The following is a 13,938-nucleotide window of genomic DNA, read 5'->3' as shown; positions in this document are numbered from 1 at the left end:
TCCCTCCGACGAAACCCGCCGGCACGCGCCAACCGACGCTTTTGTACACGATGCTTGCAAATTGTTCGCGCGCCATGCCGCCGGGCCGACCCGGCTGCCGCCCGCGTCAGGATGCCCCGCCCGGAGGCAAGCTCCGGGGCGCCATCCGACGGCATCGAGGGTCTTCATGCCCATCCACTATCTTCGCGGTTTCACTTCGCCCGAGCGCAACGAGACGTCGAACCGTCGTCTCGGGCGCGTGCTCGCGTTCGTGGCGGGCGCCGCCAACGCGGGCGGCTTCTTCGCGGTCGGGCAGTACACGTCGCACATGTCCGGCATCGTGTCCTCGCTGGCCGACAATCTCGCGATCGGCGAACTCGACCTCGTGGCCGCGGCGCTGAGTTCCCTCGTGGCGTTTCTCGCCGGCTCCGCAACCTCGGCCATCCTGATCAATTGGGGCCGCCGCCGGCGCCTGACCAGCCTGTACGCGATGCCGCTGATGCTGGAGGCCGCGCTCCTGCTGCTGTTCGGCCTGCTGGGCGCGCATCTCGAAACGCATCACGTGCTGTTCGTGCCGGCGACGGTGTGCCTGCTTTGCTATGTGATGGGCCTGCAGAACGCCATGATCACGAAGATCTCGAAGGCCGAGATCCGCACCACGCACGTCACGGGGCTGGTGACCGATATCGGCATCGAACTGGGCAAGCTCGTCTATTGGAATGGCGGCTCGGCGGCCGAGCCGGCGGTGCGGGCCGACCGTCGCAAGCTGGTGCTGCTCGGCTCGCTGCTGCTGTCGTTCGCGGTGGGCGGCCTGGCCGGCGCGTCGGGCTTCCGGCATCTCGGCTTCGTCTCGACGGTGCCGCTTGCGATCGTCCTGGTCGCGCTCGCGCTGGTGCCGGTATTCGACGACATGCTGGCCCGGCGCGGTTAGGGGCGATCAGGGGCGATCGGGCGCAACCCGCGGCTGCGCCGCGTGATCGGCCTCAGGGCTTCGGAATGACCGTCGCCACCTTGCGCAGTTCGGTCTGCACCTGCAGCGTGATCGCTTCGCCCTTGGCGATATTCACGATGCTGCCCGGGCCGATTTCCTTCTGTTCCCCGCCGCCGACCTGGCACAGCGCCGTGCCGCTGATCACGACAAAGGTTTCGTCCAGCGCGCGGGCCGGATAGCTGTACGTGCCCGGCGTCGCGCGCCACACGGCGACGGCGGCCGGGTGTTCGCTGCCGGTGTCCGTCCACACCCGGCGTGCGTACGAACCTTCGTCACGGCCATCGGCCGGCCGCGAAGGGGCGAAATCCAGGTCCTCGTCAACGTGGAAATACGTCTGCGTCATGCGTTCACTCCTGAAAATCAAACAATGAGGGGGTTGGCAACACGTTCGAGGCGAGTCTGAAGGTGGCCTTGGACATTGGCAAATACCGCCAAAATGGCCGCCCATTCATTTTTGTTATGGCAAGCTCGAAAGCCGGCCAAGCAACGAGGGGATGATGAACGTCAGGCAGATCGAGGCATTCCGCCTCGTCGTGTTGCGCGGATCGATGACCGCGGCGGCGGACGAGCTCGGCACGTCACAGCCCGGCATCAGCCGGCTGATCGCGGAGCTGGAGGGCGCAACGGGCCTGCAACTGTTTTCGCGCAACGGCGGAAGAATCCAGATCACCGAGGCCGGCGCGGCGTTCTATCGCGACGTGGAACGCAGCTTCGTCGGGCTCGACATGCTCGAACAATCCGCGCGCGAAATTCGCACCATGGCGACCGGGCGGCTCAGGGTCGTGGCCGCGCCGTTGTTCGCGCTGGGTTTCATGCCCGCCGTGATCGAGCAGTTCGTGCAGCGGCATCCGCAGGTGTATGTGTCGCTCGAGATGCGCAGCGAGGCCACGATGCAGCGATGGGTGTCGTCGGGGCATTACGACGTGGGCATCGGGTCGGTCGCGCCGGAAGCGTATGCGGTGATGTCCGAGGACCTGTATCACCTGCCGATGCTGTGCGCCGTGCCGGCCAGGCATCCGCTGGCCTCGCGCAGCAAGATCGTCGCGAGCGACCTGCGCAACGAGCGCCTGATCCTGCCGTCCTATGCGGACGAACCGCGCGCACCGATCGACCGGGTGTTGCGGGCGAACGGCGTCGACCAGGTGCCGGCGATCGAAACGCCGTATGCGTCGCTGATCCTGTCGATGGTGTCGCGCGGGCTGGGCATCGGCTTGACGAACGGGCTCGCGACGCTGCACAACGCGCACGAGCATGTGGTTCTGCTGCCGTTCGAGCCGCTGATGGTTGCGCGCGGTTATTTTCTGCACACCCAGACCAATGCCGCGAAGCCGCTGGTTCAGGAGTTTCTGGGCTTGGTCAGGCTGGCGTTGAAGGAGGACATCTTGAAGCTGCCGGAAGCGTATCGGGTGAACGCGAGTTTTGCGGAATAGCGGCTTCGCGGGGAGGGGGGGTGCGTCGTGCGCTCGCCAATCGCGTTCCGCCAGGGCGAAAACCGCGCCGATCGTTGGCGGACCCGCCGTGACAGGGCGGCACCTTCAACCCGGTGCCGCCCCGTGAGCGTCAGGGCGTTTGCCAATAGCCGCCGTCCGGGCCGCCGATCAGGTTGATCGAGTCGAAATCCAGGTGCCGCAGCGTTTGCCGGGTGGTGGTGGCCCAGCTGTGCGGTTCCTGGACGGGATATTCGGCGAGCAGCTTATACGTGGAGCCGACGGCCCAGGCGCCCTTGTTGAAAGTCCAGGTCTCGTTCGACTTGACCGGGCCGTAGCTGATGATGCTGCCGAACGGCTCGTAGATCGTGATCCAGACTTCCTTGTCGGTTTTATTGGTAACAGCATAGCCAGCCATATTTGATCTCCTGTTTTAAGTGGATATTTCCTGAAAATCCAATGCCTATTCCCGATGGCTCCTGAATTAATGGAGCCGCGCTAGTATAGGTAGCCGACTTCGGATAGATTGATCGGGCGTCTCATTTTCAAAAAACAAAACGCCATGGTTACGGGGTGCCTTTCTTGACGACGAATCTCTCGGCCGGCGATACGGTTCCGTCCGCTTGTCTGCACGATCATTTCAGTACGCATGCCGAGGCGCGTTCGCAGCAGTTGCTCGCCTGGCGAAGCCGCCTCGGCCATATGCTCGATGTGCCGATCTCGCGCGCCCAAATGGCCGACGGCTTTCACGGAAGCATCGACATGTATCGGTCGGGTGATCTGAGATTCACGGATTGCCTTACCGATCCGGTATTGCAGGCGCGATCGTCGGCGAGGATTTCCACCGACACCGTTCGCGACTACGTGTTTCACATCGTCGTGGAAGGGCACGTCGAGACGACGACGGGGCTCTATCCGAAGCGCAAATCGATGCAGTCCACGCCCGGCATCCTGGCGCTGGACCTGAACCAGCCCATGCGCATGGAGCGCAGCGCCTGCCGCCTGCTGGCGTTCTTCCTGCCCCGCGCGCTGTTGAGTTCGGTGCTGCCGGAGCCGGAATCGATTCATGGAAGCGTGATCGGCTATCACTCGCCGGTCGCGCGCCTGATCCCGTCGATGCTCGACAACCTCTGCCGGAACCTGCCCCGGATGCAGGCGGCCGAGGCGCATGACGCGATGCGCGTCTGCGCGCTGCTGATCGCCGCGGCGTTCGGCAAGCAGGCGCGCCTGACCGGCACCGCCCGCATTGCGGCGCGCGCCGCGACGTTCGGCGCAATACGACGTCATATCGCGGCCAATCTGCACGAGTCGGACCTGTCGCCCGAGAGTGTGCAGCGTGCGTCGCAACTGTCTCGCGCTACGTTGTATCGCCTGTTCGAGGCGGAGGGGGGATTGGCGACCTACATTCGCAATTGCAGACTGCGTGAAGCCGCGGATCAATTGCGCCAGTTTCGGCATATGGCGATCATCGATATCGCCTTCGCGCTGGGCTTCAGCAGCGCGTCGGATTTCAATCACGCATTCCGCCGCGCTTACGAGATGACGCCGAACGATTTTCGGTGGTTTGCGTTGTCGCCGCCGGCTGAAGCGATGTGAGCCGAGGCACGCTTGGCCCAAGCAATCGGATGCCGTTTATTTCATCTGCGGAAGATCCGCTTGATCGAGAACGCGACCTGCGGCGGAATTTTATAGCCACTCAAGCAGTGAGTCGGGTGTCGATGTTATCGGAATCCAGCCGGGCTCGACGGACCGTGGCGGGAGGTTGGTAGCGATGCGTGCTGTGCGGACGCTTTTCGTTGTAAAACTGGCGCCATTGCTCGATAAGAATGTTAACTTTGACGCGTATATGGACGCGGCGGGGAACTACTTTAGGAGGCTGAAGCAATGAGAGCTTTCGCATATTGCGAAGGGGATGTGTTCCTAGTGCCCTTGCGCGACGGGGGGCGCGCCCTTGGCGTTGTTGCACGAGCCAACACGAAAAAAGGGATTGTTGCGGGCTATTTTTTTAAAGGTTTTCCCGATCATGTGAATGACTACTCCGAGCTAGGCTTGACGCCATCTCGCGCTACAAAAATTCTTATATTTGGGGATTTGTCTTTAAGGAATGGTGCTTGGATCGTCGCTTCACATTTGAAGGGTTGGCGTGCCGAAGACTGGCCAATTCCAAAGTTTGTGAGGGAAGATCCCTTCACTAAGCGCACTTATTTGATCTCGTATGCAGAAGACGATCCAAGTGTTGAGTTGAGTGAGGAGCCGTTTTCAGGTAATCCGCTGGATTACCCCAAGGCTGGTCTTGCAGGTGCGGGCTTTGTTGAGAAAGTACTAACGGAGCTGTGAGTAGAGCAACTGGAATCCTGGTTGGCAGCATGCGCATCGTATCGATTTTCCGAAACAACGCGAGTGTTGTTTCTCGCTCATACGACCGAATTCGCAAAATTTCTGGAACCACCACGGAACGCGTTGCTTTCCAGAAAGCCAATCGGAAATAGTTCTTTCTGAACGGCGTAATTCACGCACCAAATCATTAATCGGTCGGTTTTGCGTGCAATAATGAAATTCGGGGGTTTTCCCATAACGCAGATTCGGATATCGCATTTTATTTATCACTCTGAGGGCGTCGGCCGGATCAGGAGCGGCCGACGCGCAGAGTGCGTTGGTCGGAATTCTGGTGTGTTGCGGATGTGTGGCCGAAAAGTTGCGAACTGCAAAAAGGTCCAGATCAGCATCGCGATTTTGTCTGCGCCAAGTTCAAATGTCGGGGTCTGCGCTAAATAGAAATGTCGGGTTTTACGGTACTTTTCCTCGTGTTTTTGGGCTGGGCGGCGTAGCCGCCCAGCCCCCGTTCTTGATGCTTTTTGCTGCTCACTTCGTGCACGGCCTGTGTGACATCCGCCAGCGTGATCGCCCGCTGTTTCTTCATACCCACCAGCGCTTTCTTCGCTCGAACTTCCTCGCCCATATGAGTGCGGGAAGGGGAGCCCGATGCGCGTCGATCGTCACGCATTTCCTGCACGGAACGCGCCACCGCAAGCGCATGTGAGAGCCGCTTGTTTTCGACCTCCGCACCCTGATCGATCTTCGTAATCCGGTCGTATTCCGTGTACGGCAATACAACACCATCAGCCTGAATCTCGATCGTGCCGTCGGGATATTCAACGACTTCCACGTACTGATGAATAAGCTTGCGATTGGGCACCGTATCCTGCAGTAAATACATCACCCGATCGTACTGGACGGTCAGCGCATTCGTGACCTTGCGTGGCACCCGATAGGCCAGAATCTGCCGCAGATCCTCGTCATCGCGCAGCGGCCGATGTGCGTTGTGATCGCTCTTCGGTGGCCTGCCGAAGCGCCGATTGAAATCAGCGATGAAGGAGGGCGCATACGCATTGGCCGCTTCGCGCGTGCTGATATTCCGCAACCTCAGCTCCTTGACGAGTCGGTCCTGCAACGTCAGGTTGGCCCGCTCGACACGCCCCTTGGCCTGACTCGTGTTCGCACAAAACGCTTCGATATTGAGTTGGTACAGGGCGCGGCCAAACTGCGTCACGCCTTTGCCAGCCGTACTGGCACGATCCTTTATATAGAACACGCTGAACTTGTCGCTGTAATACGCGACCGGTTTGCCGTGCGCTGCCAGGTGCTTGCCCAGCGCCTCGAAATAGCTGAACGTCGACTCGGTCGCCGTGAAATGCAGCGTCATCAGCCGGCCAGTCGCATCGTCGATGAATACCAACAACGTGCAGGCTGGCGCACGTTCCTCGAACCACCGGTGATCGCTGCCGTCAATCTGGATCAGTTCGCCCAGACACGCACGACGATTGCGGGGCTGGTAGACCTTGGCAGGTCGATCCTTACGCGGAATCCATAGACCCGCAGCCCTCATCAGCGCGCGAACCGTCTCGACCGCCAGACCGATGCCGTGACATTCCCGAAGCTTCTCGCAGGCCAGCGTCGGCCCGAAATCCGCGTAGCGTTCGCGAATAATGGCCAGCGAACGTCGCGCCAGCCCATCGGCCAACTGATGGTTGCCCGGTCGCCCACGCTTGCCCGAAACCAGTCCGGCAACGCCCGCGGCCTGATAGCGCTGCACGAGGCGTTCCACCTGACGAACGCTCAACGCGAGCCGATCCGCCGCCTGACTAGGTTTCAGACGCCGCTCGCAAACGGCCTGTACCACCTTCAACCGGTCCAGCTCGGTCATCGACATGGTGATCGTCCCAGTTGCGTTCATGGCCAGCGCTCCTCAAGCAATGCTGGCCGCCAGCCTGAACCCGCAAACACGACATTTCAATTTAGCGGAAACACGACATTTGAACTTAGGACTAACAGATTTAACTTCGTTAATTCGCATTATGTCAAATAACTAATCCATCATCCCACGCAGAAGTTGACCCGCCGTCGCCCCTCATGGATATTGCTCGGGTGCCAAGCCCCGCGCCCCCATCCAGCCTCGGCGCCAGCACCTGATCGACATCGAATCCAACAAACCAAAGAGAGAACGCAGTCATGCTCATGATTCCGACCGAAAACCTCATCGGCATCGCCGTCATTTCCCTGGGCATGGTCCTGACGCCCGGGCCGAACATGATCTATCTGGCTTCCCGTTCGATTTCCCAGGGTCGGCTCGCCGGCATGATTTCGCTGGCCGGTGTCGCGCTCGGCTTCGTCTGCTATCTGGTGGCGTCGGGGCTCGGCCTGGCCGCACTGTTCAAGGCCGTGCCGCTGGCCTACGACGTGGTGCGCATCGGCGGCGCACTGTATCTCGGCTATCTTGCCTGGAACATGCTCAAGCCCAAGGGCGTGTCGCCGTTCGAGGCACGCGAGCTGGCGCCGCACTCGCCGCGCCGCCTGTTCACGATGGGCTTCGTCACCAACGTGCTGAACCCGAAAATCGCCCTGATGTACTCGGCGCTGATTCCGCAATTCATCAACCCGGCGGCCGGCTCGACGTTCACGCAGTTCGTGCAGATTGGCGTGGTGCAGATCGCCATCTCGGTGTTCGTCAACGGCATGATCGTGCTGGCAGCGGCACGCGTCAGCGGCTTTCTCGGCAAGCGCCCCTCGGCGATGCGCGCCCAGCGCTGGATCGCCGGCACCGTGCTGGGCCTCTTCGCCGTCAACATCCTGGTGCGCGGCAAACCGGCCGCATAACGCCAGGCGCGCCGGCTTCGGCCGGCGCATCACACAATGCATGCGGTTCGCGACGCGCCCGGAACGGCGCTCCCCGTTACGCCCCCGTTCCCGGCGTCGCCACCATGAACGCCTCGTCGGTCGGCACGCCCAGCGCGGTCACCAGCCGATTCGTCTCCGACGCCATGCCGACGATCGCCAGCATTTCCGCATATTCCTCGTCGGTCATGCCCTTGGCCCGCGCGCCGGCCGTGTGCGAGTGAATGCAATACGCGCAGCCGTGCGCGATCGACACCGCCACGTACAGCATTTCCTTCGTCTTCGGGTCCAGCGCGCCCGGCGCCATGACTTCCTTGATGCTTTCCCAGGTGCGCTTGAGCGTCTTGGGATCGTGCGCCAGCGCACGCCAGAAGTTGTTCACGAAATCGGAATTGCGCGTGGCGCGGATATCGTCGAAGACGGCTTTCGCGGCCGGCGACAGTTCGTCGTCGGCAAGCAGCGTTACGGTGGTCATTACCTGGCCTTTCGAAGAGGTTTCAGTCGAGATGTCCGGCTGGCGCGGCGCTAAACGAGCGCGCCAGCCGGCAGAGCCGACATGGTAGACGGTGCCGCGTCGGGTGTGCGGGATGCGCTCACCCCTGCGTCACGCGCCTCAGAAAACCATCGAGCATGGCGATCTCCCCCTCCGCACGCTTGTAGTCGGCCTCGATCTCCGCCTCGCGCAGCATCGTCTCGATGAAATCGTGGATGGCCGGCCGGCGCGGACCGATCTCGGCCTCGCCGGCGCGCATCTTGATGGCCAGCAGGTCGTTGATCTCGCCGAGCAAGGCGGCGTCCGTCACGGTACCGGCGACCAGATCGGCGAAGCGCATCGGCGGCATACCCTTGCCTGCATCGATCCAGCGCGTGGCCAGCAGCGGGCGCAGGACGTACAGGTATTTCTTGTAGCGAACGTCGTCGCCCTGCAGGTAGCCGCGGAAATTCTTCTTTGCCATCGACAGGTAGTGATACCGGCCGCGCATGGGCGCAAAGAAGGCGCGCGCCAGCGCCTTGAGTTCACTCGTGTAGGCCGGCTCCTCCAGATACACCACCGGGGAATCGAGCCATTCGAGCAGCGTCGGATTGGAACGATGCAGCAATTGCAGGGCCTTGCGAATTTCCCAACCGCTGACATCGAGCTCGTCGTCGATCGGTTTTTCGATCACGTCGCGTTGCGGCTCGACGCGCAGATACCACTCGAGCTTGTGAACATACAGAAAACGCACGTCGTAGTCGCTATCGGGCGAGGCGAAACCCCAGCCGCGGCTGCCCGATTCGCAGGCATACAGGATCTTGACGTCATGCGTGCTTTCGATCGCCGCCAGTTCGGCCATGATGCGCTCGCGCACATCGGGATCGATGGGATGGTCGCTCAGGACCGGCAGATTCGATTTCATATTTTCACTTTGATGTGCGATCGGCGCCGCATCGATTTCTTTCATCCCCACCCGATGCTTGGCGCGGGGATTCCCTCGAAAGTCGTCCAGCATATCGTTTCCCTGCCCGAATGCAACCGCATCGGGCTGGCGAAGCGATATGGATGCCCGTAACGCACCTCGATCGAATCGCACATCCCCCCATCACCCGCGCCCTTCCCCCCGCCTCCGCCAAAACGGCCGATCCGCCCAACGCGTCTCCATCCGGTAGCACGCACTCAAATTCCGCAGATACGCATCGCGAATCCCGTCGATATGCTGCCGATATGCGTCGAGTGCCGCCGGCACGCCCTCGACGTCATGACGATAGACCGCGTCCGCGCCGGCCAACCCGGTATAGAGCGCATTGAACAAACCCTGCGACGACAGCGGATCGAACGCGAGCGCGGCATCGCCCACCGCCAGCCACGCCTCACCCGCCACGGCCGCCTGCGTGGCGGTGTGCGCGGCGCAAAAGCCGTATGCGCCATCGGGACGAAACCCGCACGCATCGAGCCGGCCGACCATCTCGGCCAGCTCGGGCATGGCGGCCAAGCGCGCCAGCAACGCGTCGCGAGAATGGGCGCTGCTCGCGTCGGGCAGATCGGCATCGGTATAGAACGCCAGCACGCGGCCGCGATCGGGCAGCGACGCGGTGTACCACCACCCGCCCGGTTCCGCGTGCAGCTCGTTCGCGTCGCCGCCGTTGCCGGTGCTCGAGCCCGCATCCGTCCCGAAGATCCAGCCGCAGACAAGCCGATCCAGCGGCTCGCGCCCGCCGCCGAGCCGCCTGCCCAGCACGGCGCGCCGCCCGCTCGCGTCGATCACGAGCCGCGCCCGGGCCGCGACCGGCCGGCCGGCGCGCAGCAAATCCAGTTGCCAGGTGCCGTCGGACCCACCGCTGCGCTCGATGCCGCGCACCGCGGTATCCGCGACGATCGCCGCGCCGCGCCGGCTCGCCTCCTCGCGCAGCCATGCGTCGAAGCGCGGCCGATCGAGATGCCAGCCCGGGCCGTCGAGATTGCGGATCGCATCGGTATCGGCGAGTTGCGCGCCGCCCCAGGCGCTGCGCAGATATCGGCTCGGCGCATGGCCCTGCGCGACGAACGCGTCGTACAGCCCCATGTCCCGCAGCAGCCGGCCGGCGGCAGCCGGCAGGTTCTCGCCGATGCGGGCCGCGCTGGCCCCGCCCTTGTCGATCACGAGCACGCGCCGGAACGGCGCGAGATTGAGCGCGGCGATCGCGCCGGCCGGCCCGGCGCCGATCACCGCCACATCCGCCGTCAATACCGGCGAAGCGCTCAACGCAGCAGGCCGTGCGGGAAGCGCCGCACCTTCTCGATCGTCATCAGATCGACCGAATCGGCGCTCGCGTAGGACACCGCCCCCACCTGCGCCTGAGCACCCGACACATGAGCGCTCGCCTCGACAGCCGCCATCCCGGCCTTGAGCCTGCCCTTGCCCTCGGCCTTCGGATCGTCGCTCGCCCGGGCGCCGGTCAGGCTGACGTCCTTGATCGGCACGTGCTGATCCTCCACCTCGACGAGCGCGGGAAAGTGCGCGCGATCCGACGGCCCCTCGCGCACCTCCACCACGCCCAGATGATCGAAGTGGGCAATCATGTTGTTGATCTGCTGCGTGTAGCTGGTCGAGCCGAGCGGATCGATCCACGCGGCGCGATTGGCGAAGGCCGCGAGCCGCTCGCCGAGCGGGCGCTTCTCGTCCATCACGATGTCGTAGTTCTCCCGGGTCAGCACCTGGTTCGGCACGCGCGCCGGCCAGAACGACGGGACGTACGGATCGTAGGTCTTGTCATAGCCGGAACGGCAGCTCGCGGTATCGGTCTGCCACGGCACCGCCATCCAGCGCGTGATGCCGCCCGCCTGCTGGCCGGCCATCGGGCCGTTCGGCAGCGTCAGCGCATCGCCGGTCAGCACCTCGCCGAGGTTCGGGGCCTGCCAGCCCTCCTTCGCGTGGGCGAAGCGGAACGGCGCGACATACATGCTCGCGTAGCGCACCGGCCAGGTCATCTCGCAGCCCGGATGGAACGCGTCGGCCAGACAGAAATCGAGCGCGGCCTGGGTCAGCACGTCACCGCGCCGGGCGAGCGGATAATCCTCCAGCTTGGCCGGGTGCCGGTGCTTCGGATCGTAATCCTCGATGAAATTGCCTTCCGCCCAGGCCTGCAGCATGGCGAGCTGGGTGGCCGACAGCGTGGAATTCTGGCGCGGCGTGTTGGCGGCCGGCACGGCCATCGCATCGCCGTAGAGCCAGGGCCACGGCTTCGGCGACGCGCCGTCGATCGCCACGTTGCGGAACTGCAGCGCGATGGTGCGGCGCAGTTCGACGAACGCGCCGCTCGCGCTCGACAGGCGGCCCAACGCGTCCTCGCTGGTCAGATCCACCATGCCCTTCCAGCCGAAGCCGGCCGCGAACCCGGCGTTGACCCACTGCAGGCCGTTCAGGCGCTCGAAAATCGGCAGGATGTCGTGCGTGAAGCTGGGCCGCGCCGGCATCGGCAGCATCGCGTTCCTGATCGCCAGGTCGCGCATCAGATCCCACATGGTGCGCACCGACTTGCGCTGCGGCCCGTAGTTCGGCGGCGCCACCACCACCCACGCGGGCGTGACGAGCAGCGGCTGCTTCTTGTAGGTGACGGTGGCGGTCACCGGGCCGTCGGACACGTCGTCGTGCCAGCCCTCGTTGTTGCCGAACGTGACCGCGCGGCTGCCGTCGTACGAGGCCGACACGCCATGCCCGCCGAGCACCACCAGGCGGCCCTGGTCGTCGGTGCGCAACTCGCCGAGATACACCGGCTTGTCCATGAACTTGCCGTCGTCGAAACGTTGCACCGCGGCGCCCTTCTTGCCGGCGACCTTGCGCGCCTTGGGCGTGATCGAGAGCGCGGCGCGGTCCGGCACGCCGGGGTTGCGCAGCGTGGTGGGCGGTGCGGAAGCGGCCTCGGGGATATCGAGCGCCAACTGGAAGCCGTACCACGCCGCCTTGGTGTTCGCGAGCTGCACCTTCCATTCGATGTCGGCGTTGCCGGCGTGCAGTTCCTCGACGATCTCGCCCTTGGCATTGACGCCATACACGCGAAAACGCGCCGCCTGCCGCTTCAGGCGCTGCTTCGCGTCGCGATAGAACCCGGCCGCTTCGGCCGGCGGATACGGCACTTCCGGCCCGATGAACCAATCGTCGCTGGTGCCGACGCGCGCCACGCCGATCGACGGGTAGATCACGGCCTTGACGATGCAGGTATCGAGCGGCGCCGGTGCGGGCGCCGCCTCGCGCGGCTCGGTCGGGTCCTGCAGCGGCTGGCCGTTCGCCTCGTGACGGGCACGGGCGCTGGCCGCGTACACCACCTTGCGCGCCTCGGCCAGCGAACCCACCGGCTTCTGCACTTCGGGCACGCGCCAGATGTTGAACGCGAGCCCCTGGCCGTATTCGGCCTGGCCGCGCGCGCCCACGTCCTGCTGCGGCAGCACCAGCGTGCCGACCTGCACGTACGGGCTTTCCGATTCGGGCCATTCGACCGTGGCGCGATCGAGCGGCATCGTCTGTTTCGCCGGATCGGCCGGCTGCGGGGTACGCACCTGCACCATGAAGCGGAAGCGGTACTCGCGGCTGGCGAGGCGCCGGGCCAGATCGGTCGCCAGGTAATCCGCCTCGTTGTTCGGGACGTTTTCCGGTCGGGTTTCCGGTTCGAGCCGGTATTTCACGTACTGCACGTCCTTGCCGCTCTTGCCGCCCTTGCCGGCCTCGAACGGCAGGATCGCCCAGTAGTCGGCGGTCAGCACGCTGCCTTCCACCTTGGCCATCTCGTCGAGAATCCGCTGCGTTTCGGGGTGTGCCTTCAGATAGCCAGGGTAATCGTTCGCCACCACGCCGGCGTAGGTGAACGCCACCATCTCCTCGGCGTTGTCGACGAAGAACACCGGGTGGTTCTGCATGATGAAGTCGGCCGTGTCGCCGCGCTCGCCGAGCGCATTCTGCCCCGGCACGCCGAACAGCTTGATGCCGATGCCGAGCGTCGTCTTCAGGTCCGCCGACGCAGGCACCGTGTCGCTCGAAAAGCGCACCCACGCGTTGAGGGTGCCTTGCGCGAACGCGCCGACTTTCAGGTGCTTGGGAATCTTCTTGTCGATCTCGAGCCGCGCATGCGCGACGCCGTGCAGCTTGCGGAACACGGCCCGTTCGGCCGGCGTCTGGCCGTTCTTGATGCGGCGCGCCTGCGCCACACCGACGAACAATTCGGTCAGGCGCTCGGTGCTTTGATCCTTTTCGGTAAAGCAAGGGGGAATCGCGTTGTGAAGCGCGTTGTTCTTCTTTTCCATGTTTTCCTCGGAATGTCTCGATCGCGTTGAATGCCGTGCGCCTTCGCTGCCCGACGCGCAGGCAAGGAACCTATTCAAATCATTGATTCGACGCTGTCAATCCCTCACGCCCCGGAGCCGCCTGCAGGAAGGATCAGCAGCGAAGCTTACCGATTAATCGTGAAACTTCAATATGAGAAAAACGTTTGCCCGTTAATCGATATAACAAAATAATTGCGCCGATTTTGTTATCGAAAATCGATTGAAGAATACGATCGCGATGCCGTTAAATATGGGCCGATCGAACCGGTATGACTCGGCATCGCGCAGCACGCTGCCCACGTATCCGGCACGCTCGGGGTAATTCCTGCCGCCGGTTCCCGCGGCCGCCACTCACCCAGGCTGTTTGTAAGCCACCACCTCGCCCCAACGCGCCTGCCACGCCCATCCGCATTCGCATATCGCACCGATATGGGTGCGTGCGCAAAAGCATATTGGACACGCCCCGCACTCCCCCGTAGCCTGCGCGGCAGGATCGACGGCAGGCTGCCGCTTCGCTCGGGGCAAGCGCGCAACGTCGCCGAATATCGCCGCGCCGTATATCGCCGATATCGCCCTGCCACGAGCGATCGCACCGA

Annotated in this window: 12 protein-coding genes and 1 pseudogene; 5 read left to right on the top strand and 8 right to left on the bottom strand. The window is 63.6% G+C overall.

All coding sequences use genetic code 11. The annotated features are described in order from the left end of the window. Nucleotides 1-166 precede the first annotated feature (166 nt). The gene (locus tag AB4851_RS25755) at nt 167-910 is read left to right on the top strand and encodes a YoaK family protein (protein ID WP_414449341.1); all 744 of its coding nucleotides are present in this window, start codon (nt 167-169) and stop codon (nt 908-910) included. 52 nt (nt 911-962) lie between these two features. On the opposite strand, the gene AB4851_RS25750 is transcribed toward AB4851_RS25755, so the two are convergent. After that, entirely contained in the window at nt 963-1,313 is a 351-nt protein-coding gene (locus AB4851_RS25750; protein ID WP_414449340.1) for a cupin domain-containing protein, read from the bottom strand. A 151-nt stretch (nt 1,314-1,464) separates the two neighbouring features. Between AB4851_RS25750 and AB4851_RS25745 the strand changes: the two genes are divergently transcribed. Then, nucleotides 1,465-2,400: a LysR family transcriptional regulator gene (locus tag AB4851_RS25745; protein WP_414449339.1), complete on the top strand. Its 936-nt coding sequence runs from the start codon at nt 1,465-1,467 to the stop codon at nt 2,398-2,400. 130 nt (nt 2,401-2,530) lie between these two features. On the opposite strand, the gene AB4851_RS25740 is transcribed toward AB4851_RS25745, so the two are convergent. Next, the gene (locus tag AB4851_RS25740; protein WP_414445229.1) at nt 2,531-2,815 is read right to left on the bottom strand and encodes a hypothetical protein; all 285 of its coding nucleotides are present in this window, start codon (nt 2,813-2,815) and stop codon (nt 2,531-2,533) included. A 284-nt stretch (nt 2,816-3,099) separates the two neighbouring features. On the opposite strand from AB4851_RS25740, the gene AB4851_RS25735 reads away from it, so the two are divergent. After that, entirely contained in the window at nt 3,100-3,993 is an 894-nt protein-coding gene (locus AB4851_RS25735) for a helix-turn-helix domain-containing protein (protein WP_414449338.1), read from the top strand. Nucleotides 3,994-4,093: 100 nt separating this feature from the next. Here the strand turns inward: AB4851_RS25735 and AB4851_RS25730 are convergent. Next, nucleotides 4,094-4,225, bottom strand: a pseudogene (locus AB4851_RS25730) (integrase core domain-containing protein); the annotation flags it as partial. Nucleotides 4,226-4,281: 56 nt separating this feature from the next. Here AB4851_RS25730 and AB4851_RS25725 point away from each other — a divergent pair. Further along, complete coding sequence (locus tag AB4851_RS25725) at nt 4,282-4,734, top strand: Imm26 family immunity protein (RefSeq protein ID WP_414449337.1); 453 nt, start codon at nt 4,282-4,284, stop codon at nt 4,732-4,734. 430 nt (nt 4,735-5,164) lie between these two features. On the opposite strand, the gene AB4851_RS25720 is transcribed toward AB4851_RS25725, so the two are convergent. Further along, nucleotides 5,165-6,631, bottom strand: coding sequence for an ISNCY family transposase (locus AB4851_RS25720; RefSeq protein ID WP_414447630.1), 1,467 nt, complete (start codon nt 6,629-6,631; stop codon nt 5,165-5,167). A gap of 281 nt (nt 6,632-6,912) precedes the next feature. Here AB4851_RS25720 and AB4851_RS25715 point away from each other — a divergent pair, with 281 nt between their 5' ends. Further along, nucleotides 6,913-7,551 (top strand): LysE family translocator, encoded by a 639-nt coding sequence (locus AB4851_RS25715; RefSeq protein ID WP_414449336.1) that lies wholly within the window; start codon nt 6,913-6,915, stop codon nt 7,549-7,551. Nucleotides 7,552-7,627: 76 nt separating this feature from the next. Here AB4851_RS25715 and AB4851_RS25710 read toward each other — a convergent pair whose 3' ends face one another. From AB4851_RS25710 to AB4851_RS25695, 4 genes are all read right to left on the bottom strand, one after another. Next, on the bottom strand, nt 7,628-8,044 hold the full coding sequence (locus AB4851_RS25710) for a carboxymuconolactone decarboxylase family protein (RefSeq protein WP_414449335.1): 417 nt from the start codon (nt 8,042-8,044) through the stop codon (nt 7,628-7,630). A 118-nt stretch (nt 8,045-8,162) separates the two neighbouring features. Next, the gene (locus tag AB4851_RS25705) at nt 8,163-8,966 is read right to left on the bottom strand and encodes a nucleotidyltransferase domain-containing protein (RefSeq protein WP_414451946.1); all 804 of its coding nucleotides are present in this window, start codon (nt 8,964-8,966) and stop codon (nt 8,163-8,165) included. 183 nt (nt 8,967-9,149) lie between these two features. Further along, the gene (locus AB4851_RS25700) at nt 9,150-10,289 is read right to left on the bottom strand and encodes an NAD(P)/FAD-dependent oxidoreductase (protein WP_414449334.1); all 1,140 of its coding nucleotides are present in this window, start codon (nt 10,287-10,289) and stop codon (nt 9,150-9,152) included. Beyond that, nucleotides 10,286-13,321 carry a LodA/GoxA family CTQ-dependent oxidase gene (locus tag AB4851_RS25695; protein ID WP_414449333.1) on the bottom strand — a complete coding sequence of 1,012 codons (3,036 nt, stop codon included), beginning with the start codon at nt 13,319-13,321 and terminating at the stop codon, nt 10,286-10,288. The genes AB4851_RS25700 and AB4851_RS25695 overlap by 4 nt, the downstream gene beginning before the upstream one ends. Between the last annotated feature and the right edge of the window lie 617 nt (nt 13,322-13,938).

The organism is Burkholderia sp. 22PA0099 (genome assembly GCF_047497165.1).
Classification (GTDB): domain Bacteria; phylum Pseudomonadota; class Gammaproteobacteria; order Burkholderiales; family Burkholderiaceae; genus Burkholderia.
Note: the sequence above shows the minus strand (reverse complement) of the source record. Positions and strands in the feature narration are given on the sequence as shown.

Excerpts from the sequence above, each read along its gene's own strand:
- AB4851_RS25755 (WP_414449341.1), top strand. The coding sequence starts at position 167 with ATGCCCATCCACTATCTTCGCGGTTTCACTTCGCCCGAGCGCAACGAG.
- AB4851_RS25750 (WP_414449340.1), bottom strand. The coding sequence starts at position 1,313 with ATGACGCAGACGTATTTCCACGTTGACGAGGACCTGGATTTCGCCCCT.
- AB4851_RS25745 (WP_414449339.1), top strand. The coding sequence starts at position 1,465 with ATGATGAACGTCAGGCAGATCGAGGCATTCCGCCTCGTCGTGTTGCGC.
- AB4851_RS25740 (WP_414445229.1), bottom strand. The coding sequence starts at position 2,815 with ATGGCTGGCTATGCTGTTACCAATAAAACCGACAAGGAAGTCTGGATC.
- AB4851_RS25735 (WP_414449338.1), top strand. The coding sequence starts at position 3,100 with ATGCTCGATGTGCCGATCTCGCGCGCCCAAATGGCCGACGGCTTTCAC.
- AB4851_RS25725 (WP_414449337.1), top strand. The coding sequence starts at position 4,282 with ATGAGAGCTTTCGCATATTGCGAAGGGGATGTGTTCCTAGTGCCCTTG.
- AB4851_RS25720 (WP_414447630.1), bottom strand. The coding sequence starts at position 6,631 with ATGAACGCAACTGGGACGATCACCATGTCGATGACCGAGCTGGACCGG.
- AB4851_RS25715 (WP_414449336.1), top strand. The coding sequence starts at position 6,913 with ATGATTCCGACCGAAAACCTCATCGGCATCGCCGTCATTTCCCTGGGC.
- AB4851_RS25710 (WP_414449335.1), bottom strand. The coding sequence starts at position 8,044 with ATGACCACCGTAACGCTGCTTGCCGACGACGAACTGTCGCCGGCCGCG.
- AB4851_RS25705 (WP_414451946.1), bottom strand. The coding sequence starts at position 8,966 with ATGAAATCGAATCTGCCGGTCCTGAGCGACCATCCCATCGATCCCGAT.
- AB4851_RS25695 (WP_414449333.1), bottom strand. The coding sequence starts at position 13,321 with ATGGAAAAGAAGAACAACGCGCTTCACAACGCGATTCCCCCTTGCTTT.